Genomic DNA, 12,897 nt, shown 5'->3' on the forward strand with positions numbered 1-12,897 from the left:
ACTGACATCTGGATGACAATGCAGCGGTGCTCACGACGACCGGAATCCGGCGCGATTTCCAAGAAATGTTTCATGAGATGTTTCACGACCACGGGCGACACGGACGCACGGAGAAGGCGATTTGACGTCAAGTGTGTCCCGCCTGGGGCAATGAGGGCATGCGGCCTGCCCTGGCTTCCCTCCCCCGAGGTCCATCCCGCTGGCTCGTGGGGCTGGGGACCTGGCTGTCCCTGGTGGCCTGTAGCGAAGGAAGCGCGCCCACCACTCCGCCGGAGGATGAGCCTGAGAACCCCCTGCCTCCGCCTCCCGAGGCCGTCACGTATCCGGAGTCGCTGCTCTGCCCCGAGTCTGCCGGTGCCGACGCCCGCTGTGGCACGCCCTACGTGCAGGCCAACGCGCTCCCCCAGGAGGCGCTGGCGGCGCGCATCGTCAACGAGCCCCGCATCGCCCGCCCCGTCCCCGGCGGTGAGGACGAGCTCAACGCGCTGCTGCCCGAGCGCTTCTTCGCGCTCCAGGACGAGGCGCGCAACCGCGCCCAGGCCGTGCAGGAGGCGGCACAGAAGCGCGACGACGCGGCGCTCGCGGAGAGCTTCGGCCGGCTGACGGAGACGTGCGTGAGCTGCCACTCCGTCTACACGAGCCACCGGAAGTAGCTCGACCGGCCGGAGCCCGAGGCAACCCAGACCGTGCGTCAAACTCCCTCATCGCCGTACGGCCCCTGCCCCCCCAGCGCGGGTTCGCCTCGCGCTGCGCCCCAAGCAGCCCCCTTCTCCGGCTTCACGGAGCTTCTCGCGACCAGCCGCCATGTGCGCGAATTTCCGGCGCGGCTCGCAGCATGCTCACCAGACCTGCGGTCAGCGTCAGCACGGCTCCGATGGCGAGGCCGATGCGCGGCGCAACGTCGATGGGGGTTCGCATGAACAGCAAGGCCATGACGACAGCGCCAGTCGTCTGGCCCGCCAGCCGCGCGGTGCCTTGCATGCCGCCCGCGGCGCCGCTCCGCGCGCGCGGCGCCGCGAGAAACATGTTGCGGTTGTTGGGCACCTGGAAGAGCCCGAAACCCGCGCCGCACAACACGACAAACGGGACCAGCGCGAGCGGTGTCCCGGGCAGCGGCCACAGCGCGGCCGCGGTGAGCCCGAGCGCGAGGCACAGACCGCCCGCCGCGCACAGCCAGGCAGTCGACACGCGGTTGGCGAGACGGCCCGCGATGGGCGCCACGATGGCCACGCTCAGCGGCCACGGAGTCATCATCAGCCCGGTGGTCAGGGCATCCTGGCCGAAGCCGTGCTGCAGGTAGAAAGGCAACGCCACCAGCGCCGATGCCTGCCCCGCGAAGCAAGCGGCCGAAGCGAGCACCGAGATGCGAAACGAGCGCGCGCGTAGCAGGTCGAGCGGGACCAAGGGGGCGTCCTTCGGCAGCTCGCGGCGGACCAGCGCCGTCACGGTCAGCGCGGAGGCGGCAAGCACCCCGGCGCCCAGCGCTGGCTTCGCCGGCATGAGCTCCGCGCCCACGAACAGCGAGCCGAAGGCGCCCGCATTCAGCGCCATGCTGATCGCGTCCGGCTCGCGCGCCGTGCCACGCACCTCGGGGAGTCCGCGCGTGGCGACCAGCACCGCCACCCCGATGGGGAGGTTGACGGCGAACAGCCAGGACCAGCTCGCGCCCGAAAGCAGCAGCGCGCCGACTGTAGGTCCCGCGGCGGAGGACAATGCCACGGTGAGCGCGTTCCATCCGATGGCGGCAGCGAGCTGCTCCTGCTGAACGACGAAGCGCAGAAGCGCGACGCCGAGCGCCATCACAGCCGCGCCACCGAGCCCCTGCACGAAACGCGCTGCCACCAGCCAGTGCAGCGAAGGCGCCAGCACACACAGCACGGACGCGCCTGTGAACAGCCCGACACCTGTCGTGAACACAGGGCGGTAACCGAGGCTCTCGCCGAGCGCGGCGCAAGGCAAGAGCGCCATGACCAGCCCGAGCTGATAGGCGGTGACGACGCGCACCGACACGCCGGGCGTCACCTGGAACGCGTGAGCGAGCGCGGGCAGCGCCACGTTGGCGGTGGCCGCGGAGAGCACCACGAGCACCATCGCCGCGAGCACGCACGCAATCGCGACCACGCGCCGCGGGCCTTGCAGCCCCGAAGCCGCATCGTCCGAGGCCTGCATCACCCTCATGGCGCCACCGTCCAGACGCCGTCCCGCTCGACGTAGCGAGTCACGCGTCGCGCGACCAGGTCCTCCTGCTTGAGGTCGCGCTCAGTGAAGCGGAACAGCAGCGCTGGACCGGTCACGCAGCGCGTGTCGTGAATATCTCCCGGCAAGAACAGCCGTGCTTGCCCAGCCCGCAGGAGCGTCTCGTCGCGTTTGACCAGCCGAATGCCCTCCGCGGCTTCGACGCGCGCGTACGTCGACATCGCGATCTCCCCGCATTGGAGGGCGTAGATCACCCATCCGCGCCCGTGATCATGCGGCGGGCGATAGAGCCCGGCGTGCTCCGTGTGGGCCTGGAGCACGAAGCCGTGCTTCGCATCGCGGTAGAGCTCCTTGGACGCTGGCGCTTCCTCTCGCAGCGCCGAGAGCCAGCGCTCCGTGGCGGGCGCCTTCACGAGTTCCTCCAAGTGACGGAGGCCGCTGGCGACCAGGTCGCTGGTGAGCGGTCCCCAGATGGACCGGGTCCGCTGGATGAAGAGTTCAAGGGCGTTGTCAGTCATGCGCTCTGCCTCCGGTTTGGCTCGGATCCACGTGATTCGAGCTTCGATGTCCAAGCTAGGGCGCACGCGTGGGTTGCGGAACGCGCAACGGTTGCAAGGTATCCGTGCGTTTGACGCCATGTCGCGCCGCGACCTCTGCTAGGCTCGTCGCATGGCGCTGCCCGACCTGAATCTGCTCGTGACGCTCGATGTACTGCTCGCGGAGGGCAGCGTCGCCGGCGCGGCGCGACGGCTACGCCTGAGCCCCTCGGCGATGAGCCGGGCGCTCTCGCGCTTGCGGGAGACCCTCGGCGACCCCTTGTTGGTGCGCGCCGGACGCGGCCTTGTGCCAACCCCGCGTGCACTCGAGCTTCGCGAGCGCGTCAGCCAGCTCGTGCAGAACGCCGAGGCGGTCCTGCGCCCTGCGGAGACGCTCGACCTCAAGCGATTGGTTCGCACCTTCACGCTGCGCACCAGCGAAGGCTTCGTGGAGAGCTTCGGTCCAGGCCTGATCGCGCGCAGCGGCGCAGAAGCGCCGGGCGTACAACTGCGCTTCGTGCCCAAGCCCGACAAGGACAGCACGTCTCTGCGCGACGGCACGGTCGATCTGGAGACGGGAGTCGTCGACAAGGACACGGGCCCCGAGCTCCGTACCCAGGTTCTGTTCCGCGATCGCTTCATCGGCGTCGTGCGCAGCGGACACGCGCTCAGTCGCGCAAGAATCACTCCGGCGAGCTACGCCGCTGGACGGCATGTCGTGTTCTCGCGGCGCGGCATCGCCAAGGGGCGCATCGACGAGACCCTGGCCACGCTCGGCGTCGCGCGCGAGGTGGTGACGATAGTCGGGGGGTTCGCCACCGCCATCGCGCTCGCGCGCGCGACCGAGCTCATCGCCACGGTGCCCGAACGTCATACGCAGAGTCTGCGTGCCGGCATGTTCAGCTTCGCGCTGCCGTTCGCGGCGCCCGAGCTCACCGTCTCGTTGCTTTGGCACCCGCGGCTGGACGCAGATCCTGCCCACCGCTGGCTGCGCGACTGCGTTCGCGACGTCGTCGCAACCGGCGGAGTGGCGCCACGTTCGCTCCAACGCTCCGGGGAGGCACGGCGCTCCTCGCGGACCAGGCGAAAGGGCTGAGCCACCCCCACCCGGCCTGCGCTACGCAGAGCAGCCCCTGGCGGCCGGCGGGACGTCCGGCACTCGCGGGTTGTTACTCCCTCTCTCTACTGAGCGTGCGCAAACTCCTGCGCCATCATCGGCGCCACCCGCCCGGAGCAGGTGCATGACAACGTGAAGGCCGCGGGCGTGAAGCTGGAGGCGGCGCTGCTGGGCCGCATCGACTCGGTGCTGTCCTCCTGCGCAACTCTGCCCAGTCCACTCGCGGTGTCCTCTCCTTCATCCGCTCCTTCCTGGCCGCTGCCTCAAACCCCGCGCTCCCCTCCTCCGCACCTGCTTGAGGGAACTCGATGGCCTTCGTGGCGTCGTTCAGCGCGAGGTACGGCGCGAGGGAGTAATAGCCGTCGGGAATCGCCTTGGGCACGGCTGCTCCTGGGTGTGGGCCCGCTCCATGCGGGGGGCGGGGGATTGCGCGCAACGGGCGTCTGGCTGCAAGGCCGTTCAGTCTCTCGCGGCAAGGAAATGACACCATGGCGCCCGGCACGGCAGCACGGCTCGCATGGCGTTGGTGGCTCGTTGGGGACGTGAACTCCGTTCGCGACCGCGCACATCGCACCCCTTCGCGGCGGGGGGCGCGAAGGAGTGCGTTGACCTGAAGGATTGCGCTGACACGCACCTACTCCGGGAGTAGCCTCCTGGCGGGTGGAGCGAACCGCGCATCTGCTCGCGAGGCACTCATGCAGCTCGGCCATTTGAATCCGGCACGCCTTCCCCCGGGGACAAGGGTGGGGCCTTGGCGCGTGCTGGAGCGGCGCGGGCTGGGGGCCCACGGAGCCGTCTACCGTGCCATCGGCGCGGAGGCACCCCGCGGCTTCGTGGCCCTCAAGCTGGCCCTGCACCCTCGCAACGCGCGCTTCGCGCGAGAGGTGGAGCTGCTCTCCCGCCTCCGTCATCCCAACGTCCCACGCCTCGTGGACCATGGCGTCTGGCAACAGTTCCCGTACTTCGCGATGGAGCTGGTGAACGGCGTGTCGCTGTATGACTGGGCGATGGAGCGCGTGCCCACCTCGCGGCAGGTGCTCCACGTCCTCGCCGGCCTCGCGCGGGCCCTGGAGGCGACACATTCAGCGGGCGGCGTTCACCGCGACGTGAAGGGCGACAACACGCTCGTCAGAGAGGCCGATGGCCGGGTCTTCCTCACCGACTTCAGCTCCGGGCACTACATCGGCGCCGCCACGCTGACGCAACCACCGTTTCCGCCCGGGACGCCGCCCTACCGTTCGCCGGAGGCGTGGCGCTCCGTGCAGTTGCCCATGCGCGAGCCCATCGTGCCCTACGCCCCCGGGCCGGCGGATGATGTCTTCGCGCTGGGCGTCACCGCGTTCCGGCTCGTGACGGGCGAGTACCCATTCCCGCCGGCTCCCGCGCCCCATGCCGGGCCCATGGAGGAAGGCGCGCCTCCGTCCGTGCGAGCGGTCAACGCCCGCTGCTGCGAGGAGTTGAGTGCGCTGGCGTCCCAGATGCTCGCCGTGAGTCCCGAGGCACGCGGAGGTGCGCGCGAGCTGGCCGAGGCGCTGGAGCACGCCGCGCGCGAGGCGGGGCCGGAGGCGGATGTGCCCCTCTTCATTCGGGAGGTGTCTCGGCCCGTGGAGGCCAGGGCCGCTCCTCGGCACGTCCAGCATCACGCTCCCAGTCGCTCCAGGTGGTCCTGGCTCACGGCGGCCAGCGTCGGAGGCGCGCTCGCGCTGGGAGCCGGGTGGATGCTGAGCACGCATCCTGGAGGGGAGGCCGAGACGATGCAGGCTTCGGCACCCGAGGAGTCCAGGGATGGCGGTACCGTCGCCGTCGGAGACTCGGTGCTGACGGCCCCGGTGCCTCTCAGCCGGGCCCCCTCTGCGTGGTCCACCATCGCCGTGGACCTGCCACCCAGGCCCCTCCCAGGACAGCGGCGGCCGGATGCCAACGGCCGCTGCCCCAGGAAGCCGCAGGTGCCCATCAACGGAGGCTGCTGGATCAAGCTGACCGTGGAGCTGAAGGACTGTGGCGAGGACACCTATGTGTACAAAGGAGCGTGTTACACGCCCGCCTTCCCTCCGGCGCGCCCACCCACCTCGAGTCCCACGGGTGGCCTTGAGGACGCCCCATAGTTGAGGGGACTGTTGCTCGAGCATCCGAAATCCGGAACACCCCTGCCCGACGGAACCGATTGTCAGTCCGCCACACCCGCGTGAGCTTGAGCCCACCGTCAACCAGGGGGGGATATGGCCACACGCGGCGAGGGGCGGCCGGGAAGAGCGGGGATGAGGTGGGTCGGAGTGCTGGGCGCGCTGCTGATCGCCTGTGAGCCGGCCCCCCAATGGGTTGGAGAAGCCGAGGAGCCGCTCGCCCCCTCCACCCAGACCGGAGAGCTTCGGAAGCCGGAGCCTCGGGAGGGCCCTGTCGGTCCGGAGTTCCGCGTGAACACGCCCGACCTGCGCATGTTGGAGACCTTGTCGCGACTGGCGGTTGGCCACGGGCCCGCGGTGGCATTCGATGGGGAGCTGTACCTCGTCGTCTGGGTCGACGACCGCCGTGGCGTCAACAACATCTTCGGCGCGAGGGTGAAGCGTGATGGCACCCTGCTGGACCCGGCCGGCTTCATCATCGCGGAGTACCGCCGCGATGAGATCGAGGACATCTTCGCCTCCACCCCGTCCGTGGCCTTCGATGGCGAGCAGTTCGTCGTCGCCTGGGTGGGAGGAGATGAGGAGCATCGGAAGGTCTTCGTCACCCGTGTGCGGCGGGACAGGACGGTGGTGGACCCCGGCGGCATCCGGCTTCCCGATACGCCCTTCGACGCCCCGGGCCTGGCCGCCGACATCGCCTGTGACAGCACCGACGGGACGTGCCTGGTCATCCGCACCATCTTCTCCGAGGACGACGAGCCGCCACCCGAGGAGGCATCGCGCATCGGCGCCGTGCTGCTGCGCGACGGAGACGTGGTGGGGACGGGCTTCCGCGTCGAAGGTCCGGCGGGTCGTCCCCTTGCCTCGACGGTGGCCTGGTCGGGCCGCGAGTTCCTCGTCGTCTGGGAGGACCGCCGCGCCAGCACGGAGGAGGCCGAGGACCGCGACATCTTCGGGGCCCGGGTGCTCCCGGACGGCACCGTGCTGGACGCCGGAGGAGGATTTCCCATCGTCACCGGGCCCGCCTTGCAGACGAATCCCGACGTGGCCTGGACGGGGGAGGATTTCCAGGTCGTCTGGGAGGAGCGGACAGCGTCCGACGCGGAGAGCGACGTGCGTGGCGCCCGGGTGAGCGAGGACGGCACCGTGGTGGATGCGGGTGGCTTTCCCATCTCCACCGCGGCGGGAGACCAGCTTCAGCCCCGGGTGAGCGCGGGAGGTGGGACGACGCTCGTCGTGTGGACGGACCTGCGCACGGGACGCTCGCGCATTCGCGGAGCGCGGCTGGAAGGGGATGACGTGCTGGACCCGACTGGCTTCGCCGTGTCCCGCTCCCTTTTCACGCAGGACTTCCCGGCGCTGGCTTTCGGAACTGGGCGCTTCCTCGTCACCTTCGGGGCGGCGCGCGAGGGCGCCGAGACGCGCACGGTGCTGGCGACGCGCGTGGACGCGGACGGAGACACCCTGGACACTCCGGCCCTGCGCGTACTGCGCGGGGCTCCGGCGCAGCGCACGCCCGCGACGGCATACGGCGGGGGTGTTTACCTGGTGGCGTGGCAGGACGAGCGCGATGACGCGGGCTCGCACATCCGCGCGGCCCGGGTGCGGCCCGACGGCACCGTCCTCGACCCGAGCGGCATCCGGCTTCCCAGCGCCCCGGGAGCTTCCGCGCCGGCGGTGGCCTTCAATGGCCGCGACTTCCTGGTGACGTGGCTGGAGCCCACCGGCCCCGACACGCTGGAGGTCCGAGCGGCGCGCGTGAGTCCCCGAGGCAGCCGGCTCGACTCCACCAGCCTCTTCATTGGCACGGCGCCGGCCACCCCCACCACCGAGGTGGACGTGGCGGGAGGTAGCGGCCGTTTCCTCGTTGTGTGGACGGATTCGATGGACGTCCGTGGCGCACGGGTGGGGGCCGATGGCGCGGTGCTGGACCCGGGTGGATTCTTCATCTCGCCCACCGGGGACGGTCGGGATCAGTTCGATCTGACCGTGGCCTTCATGCGGACCCACTTCCTGGTCGTGTACCGGGAGACGCGCTTCACCTTCCCCTTCCCTATCATCGACCAGCTTCTCGCCGCGAGGGTGACCTTCGAGGGCACCGTCCTGGACCCCGAGGGCCGCTTCATCACGGGCACCGGAGCAGGCGAGCCGGACCTCGCCCCGGATGGGACGGGGACCGAGGCCCTGCTGGTGTGGACCTCGCGCGTGGGACCGGCCGCCCCCGATATCCTCGGGGCCCGGCTGGGAGCGGATGGGAGTGTGCTGGCCCCGGGCATCTTCACTGTCTCCGAGGCGCCCATGGCGCAGCGAAGGCCCACGGCCACCTTCGATGGCACCCGCTATTGGGTGGCCTGGGAGGACGACCGCGCCGGAGAAGGCGTCTTCGCCGTCACCCCGTTCTTCCTGCCGGACCTCTTCGGCGCCCGCGTGAGCCGTGACGGCACGGTGCTGGACCTGGAGGGCGTGCCCATTGCCACGCTGCGACGGACCGAGGAGCTCGGCCCCGCGCTCGTCTCCAATGGACGGGGGGACTCCGCGGTCTTCTACTGGCGCTTCGTGCGCGGCCGGGAGCTGAACAACTTCCGCATCAAGGGACGGCTGCTCAACTGAGCAAGTCGCTTCGCCAGGGCTGACGGAGCCACGGGTCGGGTGGTGCGAATGCAGGTGTCGCCGCGTCCGACCCACGCAGCAGATATCATCCGGAACGCCCCCGTCCGTCGGGGCGGCTGTACTCAGAGGGGTAGGGCTCATGGCCCCGCCCAGAGAACGGGGAGGCCCTCCGAGCAATCCATGGAGTAGGACTCCCAGTCTCCAACCTGACAGAGCAGCGGGGAAGCTAGGCGCCAGGGCGGACGCAAGCTACATCTTGGGCCTCCTCACTCCTGCTCAACACCCTCTCAGCATAATCCTTTCACGCGTCGCCTACATTGATACTCACCGCTTGAGCCCCCTTGGGGGACACGCCTGCCCAGGCCTCGCTCCCATCAGATGCGTGGCAGCGGCCGCCGGCCTGTTGGCGCCTCTTGTGCCTCAACACCCTGCGGCCTGGGGGCCCTCGTGCCGCGGACAACCTCGCACAGGCCGTGGGCATGCCCAGGTGCTTCAGATTCGCCCGCACCCCGGGGGCCCCCTTCACGTACGCCAAGAGGAGGTGCGTAGTGCCGTCCGGCAGCGGGCGCTTCATCCGATAGGCGATGCGGCCGTCCTCCGCTCGTGACAGCCGCTCCAGCGCCAGCGCACCGCGCGCCCCGTAGCGGCATCGCCGTTCCAGTCCCTGCCTGTCGTTGGCATGCAGGTGCGTGTTGGCGTGCAGGGAGAAACCCTCCAGCAAGGCGCACCGCGGCTGCTTGTTGGGCGGGGGCCGGACGTCCACCTCCGTCCAGCGCAGCCGTTGCTGCAGGGAGTGCGCCGGGTACGCCTGCAGCGCGTCCTCAGGCCCTTGCGCGGGCAGGGCCCCTCTTTTCTCCAGCAGGCGCAGCACCCGGTGACGCACCACCCTCAGCAGCCGCTCCACCTCACCTTGCGTGGGCGGCGGCAACGCCTCGAAGCGCACGCCGCCCTCCCCCGGCACGAAGACGCCTTCCGGCATCAACGCATGCAAGATTCTCCCTCACCGCCTCGTACAGCACCGTCCCCTCCGGCTGCCTCCGCCGGTACGCCCACCCCCGCTCCTCCACCTGCCCCTCCCCAGCTCCACCTCGCCAGGGCACACGCGACAGTCAGCCTCCCACGGGCTTCCCGTGAGCCCTGCGAGACTGGGGAGCTCGGGCCGCTCGCGTCCGTGAGCGGGTTGACCCTGTTGCCGGGGACGCGTGATTCGGCGGCCTCCTCGTGCTCCGGGCCGTGGCCATCCTCACCCCATGCGCTCCTGGCTCGTGCTGCTGTGCTGCTGGCTGCTGGTGGGAGTATCCGGCCGCGCGGCGGCAGGGACGCCCCCATCCTTCGAGGCCGAGGTGCGCGCCCAGGCGAGGCAGGAGCCGAAGGAGACGGGCAGGGCCCTGCTGCGCTTCTACGAGGCCCGGGAGTTCCAGCCCGCGTGGTTCTCCGAGGATGGCCGGGCGCGGCTCCGGGCGCACGAGTACCTGGATGCGCTCGGCAACGCGGAAGCGGAGGGATTGTCTCCAGAGCGCTACCACCGCTCCGAGCTCGACTCCGCCCTGCAGGCCCTGGAGCAGGGGGACTCCGGGGAGGACGCCTGGAGGCGGGTGGAGCTGCGGCTCACGTCGAGCTTCCTCACCTATGCGTCGCACCTCGCCTCCGGGCAGGTCTCCTCACGGAGGGTCCGGTGGCAGCTGGGCAGGCCGGAGCCGGTGGACCTGCCGGCCGTGCTGGAAGGCGCGCTCGCCAGCGGCGACCTGGCGGGAACACTGCGGAGCCTCTCTCCGCGCATGGAAGGCTTCGTGCGGCTCCGGGAGGCGCTCGCGCGCTACCGCGCCATCGCCGCGACCGGAGGCTGGCCGCTGGTGCCCAGGGGCGCGCTGCTGGCACCGGGAGCGCTCGGCCCGCGCGTGGCGGTGCTGCGAGAGCGCCTGCGCGTCACGGGAGACCTGGCTCCGGCGCCAACCCGCACAGGGCCTCCGGGCGTGGGCACCGAGGCGGCGGAGGACTTCTTCGACGCGGAACTGGAGACGGCGGTGCGGCACTTCCAGCAGCGGCACGGGCTGGAGGTGGACGGGAAGGTGGGCCGGGACACGCTGGCGGCGCTGCGCGTGCCGGTGGAGGCGCGCATCACCCAGCTGCGGGTGAACCTGGAGCGCTGGCGCTGGCTGCCGGATGAGCTGGAGCCGCTGCACGTGGCCGTGAACCTGCCGGCATTCGAGCTGGTGGCGGTGGCAGAAGGGCGGGCCGTGCTGTGGATGCCGGTCGTCATTGGCAGGCAGGACTGGAGCACCCCCGTCTTCACCGCGAGGCTCCAGTCCCTGGTCCTCAACCCGTCGTGGCACGTGCCCCGGGACATCACGGCGGAGGAGGTGCTGCCCAGGCTCCAGGAGGACCCGGGCGCGGCCGAGAGGCTCGGGCTGACGGTGCTGGACCGGGCCACGGGAGTAGAGGTGGCGCCGTGGACGGTGGACTGGCGTGGGCTGGGCGATGGGGCGCTCCCGTACCGCTTCATGCAGCTCCCCGGCGCGTCCAACCCCATGGGGAGCATCAAGTTCGTCCTGCCCAACCCCCACGGCATCTACCTGCACGGCACGCCCGAGCCGTCCCTCTTCACGCAGGTGAGCCGCGTCTTCAGCCATGGCTGCATCCGGGTGGCCGAGCCGCTGCTGCTCGCGGACTTCCTGCTGCGAGGCCACGGGGGCTGGACACTGGAGGCCCTGGCGGCGACAGGCGCCAGCGGCATGCCGCTGCGCGGCGACCTGCGGGTGGAACTGCCGGAGCCCGTGCCGGTGTACCTGCTCTACTGGACGGCCTTCATGGGCCCGGCCGGACAGGTGGAGTTCCGGCCGGACATCTACGGGCGGGACCGGGAGGTGCGGCGGGCACTGCCAGCTTCCGACCGCCGCGCGAGGTAGAGGGCCCCGCGGCGCGACGCGAGTCCGGCTCACTTCCCGGCCGGCGGAGAGAACGGCGGAGGCCAGCCGCCGAAGCCACGAGGCACCTGCAGGGGTTTGCCGGGTTGTCCCGGCGGCCCCTCGTCGGGGTTGAGCGCCTGGTTCCACTTCTGGCACTCCTTCAGGAACCGGGTGGCCGCATCCCCGGCGGCGGGCAGGTTGTACAGCATGATGCCGATGCGGTTCGGACGCAGCACGTCGCGGCACAGCTTCTCCGTGCCGCCATCGACCTTGTCCGTCCAGATGCCGAACTGCACCTGCGACGGGTGAAGCCCGGCGCCGCCCTTGTCGCCCGCGGGCCGCAGCGCGCAGGCGATGGACTCCTTGATGAGCGAAAGCGGCGTGCTGGCCGTGCCGTCGAAGCACATCGGCCGCGCGAGCAGGTTGAGCCCGGTGGCCGCCACGGCGAACGGTTGAATCTTCATGAACCCGTGCTGGTTGTCTCCGTCCTGCTTGAAGGGCGCGTTGGCGTAGCTCACGAGCCCATTCCGGTGCGCCACCGCCTCGGAGGTCTTCCGGTACAACAGCGCCAGGTTGTCCCGGTGCTTCTCGGTCAGCTCGTCGAACTCGAAGTCGAACCCGATTCCATCCACGTCCAGCCCGCGCGAGCTGAAGTGCGCGTAGATGGAAGCGGCGTACGCCTCGATTTCGGAGGGTGACGCCTTCTCCAGCCAGCTGGCGAAGTCGCGGCAGAGGTCGATGAGGGCCTGCTGCTTCTTCGTCGGCACCTGGCCCTTCTTCAGCGTCCCCCGGACGATTTCGAAGCCCGGGATGACCTGCACGCCCATCTTGTGGAGTGCGTCGATGAGCACGCGAAGGTACTGGGTGCGGTGCTGCTCGGACGTCTGGCCCGCTGGCGCGTGCCCGCCGTGCCAGCGCGGCGGGAGGGCCGGCCCCTTGGGGTCCGCCCTCGTCTGCCAGGTGACGGTGTGGACGAGGGACAGGTCGTCCACCCCGGCCCGCTCGAACAGTCCCAGCAGCGCCGGGTCCAGCGCCACGCCGTCCTTGCCGAGCCCCTTCGTGAACGGCGGGGTGAAGGCCCACATCGAGACGCGCAGCCGCGTCGACACGACCAGCGGGTGCGTGGTGCCGGGCGTGAGCACGGCCCCCGTCCCCCCGCTGACCATCCGCCACAGGGTGGCCGAGCGATGGGTGCCCACGCGGGAGGCGTTCGTCACCGTGGCCTGGCCGGCGCTCCCCGAGGGAATCTCGAACGCGCCGCCGGTGCCCACCTCCTGCCGCACCCGCGTCGTGCCGTCGTCGAGCGCCAGCTCGATGCGGTCGCCCTTCCAGCCGTAGCTGCTCTCGCGCGCCGCTGGAGTGAGGACCGGCGGGTCGTCCAGCCGCACCTTGAAGGGGGGCGCCGCCAT

General features: G+C 70.7%; 9 protein-coding genes and 1 pseudogene. 6 read left to right on the forward strand and 4 right to left on the reverse strand.

Annotated elements, in window-relative coordinates; translation table 11 throughout:
• Positions 1-158: 158 nt before the first annotated feature.
• Positions 159-653 carry a cytochrome c gene (locus tag K8638_RS02610; RefSeq protein WP_223752769.1) on the forward strand — a complete coding sequence of 165 codons (495 nt, stop codon included), beginning with the start codon at positions 159-161 and terminating at the stop codon, positions 651-653.
• A 124-nt stretch (positions 654-777) separates the two neighbouring features.
• Here K8638_RS02610 and K8638_RS02615 read toward each other — a convergent pair whose 3' ends face one another.
• Positions 778-2,178: an MFS transporter gene (locus K8638_RS02615; protein WP_223752770.1), complete on the reverse strand. Its 1,401-nt coding sequence runs from the start codon at positions 2,176-2,178 to the stop codon at positions 778-780.
• Positions 2,175-2,714: a hypothetical protein gene (locus K8638_RS02620; protein WP_223752771.1), complete on the reverse strand. Its 540-nt coding sequence runs from the start codon at positions 2,712-2,714 to the stop codon at positions 2,175-2,177. Before K8638_RS02620 ends, K8638_RS02615 begins: the two co-directional genes overlap by 4 nt.
• 151 nt (positions 2,715-2,865) lie before the next feature.
• On the opposite strand from K8638_RS02620, the gene K8638_RS02625 reads away from it, so the two are divergent.
• The 4 genes and pseudogenes from K8638_RS02625 to K8638_RS02645 all read left to right on the forward strand — a co-directional run bounded on the left by K8638_RS02625 (position 2,866) and on the right by K8638_RS02645 (position 8,582).
• The gene (locus K8638_RS02625; RefSeq protein ID WP_223752772.1) at positions 2,866-3,828 is read left to right on the forward strand and encodes a LysR family transcriptional regulator; all 963 of its coding nucleotides are present in this window, start codon (positions 2,866-2,868) and stop codon (positions 3,826-3,828) included.
• A gap of 105 nt (positions 3,829-3,933) precedes the next feature.
• Positions 3,934-4,041, forward strand: a pseudogene (locus K8638_RS02630) (aldo/keto reductase); the annotation flags it as partial.
• Positions 4,042-4,592: 551 nt separating this feature from the next.
• A complete protein-coding gene (locus tag K8638_RS02640; RefSeq protein ID WP_370643898.1) occupies positions 4,593-5,954 on the forward strand; it encodes a serine/threonine-protein kinase in 1,362 nt (453 codons plus the stop codon).
• 153 nt (positions 5,955-6,107) lie between these two features.
• A complete protein-coding gene (locus tag K8638_RS02645; protein WP_223752773.1) occupies positions 6,108-8,582 on the forward strand; it encodes a hypothetical protein in 2,475 nt (824 codons plus the stop codon).
• A 301-nt stretch (positions 8,583-8,883) separates the two neighbouring features.
• Here the strand turns inward: K8638_RS02645 and K8638_RS02650 are convergent, their stop codons facing one another.
• Entirely contained in the window at positions 8,884-9,561 is a 678-nt protein-coding gene (locus tag K8638_RS02650; protein WP_223752774.1) for a transposase, read from the reverse strand.
• A gap of 271 nt (positions 9,562-9,832) precedes the next feature.
• Between K8638_RS02650 and K8638_RS02655 the strand changes: the two genes are divergently transcribed.
• The gene (locus K8638_RS02655) at positions 9,833-11,488 is read left to right on the forward strand and encodes a murein L,D-transpeptidase (protein WP_223752775.1); all 1,656 of its coding nucleotides are present in this window, start codon (positions 9,833-9,835) and stop codon (positions 11,486-11,488) included.
• 29 nt (positions 11,489-11,517) lie between these two features.
• On the opposite strand, the gene K8638_RS02660 is transcribed toward K8638_RS02655, so the two are convergent.
• A complete protein-coding gene (locus K8638_RS02660; protein WP_223752776.1) occupies positions 11,518-12,897 on the reverse strand; it encodes a hypothetical protein in 1,380 nt (459 codons plus the stop codon).

This window comes from Myxococcus sp. RHSTA-1-4, from assembly GCF_020037125.1.
Classification (GTDB): Bacteria; Myxococcota; Myxococcia; order Myxococcales; family Myxococcaceae; genus Myxococcus.

Bases quoted from the DNA above. Each gene is read 5' to 3' on its own strand.
- K8638_RS02610 (WP_223752769.1), top strand. From the start codon at position 159: ATGCGGCCTGCCCTGGCTTCCCTCCCCCGAGGTCCATCCCGCTGGCTC.
- K8638_RS02615 (WP_223752770.1), bottom strand. From the start codon at position 2,178: ATGAGGGTGATGCAGGCCTCGGACGATGCGGCTTCGGGGCTGCAAGGC.
- K8638_RS02620 (WP_223752771.1), bottom strand. From the start codon at position 2,714: ATGACTGACAACGCCCTTGAACTCTTCATCCAGCGGACCCGGTCCATC.
- K8638_RS02625 (WP_223752772.1), top strand. From the start codon at position 2,866: ATGGCGCTGCCCGACCTGAATCTGCTCGTGACGCTCGATGTACTGCTC.
- K8638_RS02645 (WP_223752773.1), top strand. From the start codon at position 6,108: ATGAGGTGGGTCGGAGTGCTGGGCGCGCTGCTGATCGCCTGTGAGCCG.
- K8638_RS02650 (WP_223752774.1), bottom strand. From the start codon at position 9,561: ATGCCGGAAGGCGTCTTCGTGCCGGGGGAGGGCGGCGTGCGCTTCGAG.
- K8638_RS02655 (WP_223752775.1), top strand. From the start codon at position 9,833: ATGCGCTCCTGGCTCGTGCTGCTGTGCTGCTGGCTGCTGGTGGGAGTA.
- K8638_RS02660 (WP_223752776.1), bottom strand. From the start codon at position 12,897: ATGGCGGCGCCCCCCTTCAAGGTGCGGCTGGACGACCCGCCGGTCCTC.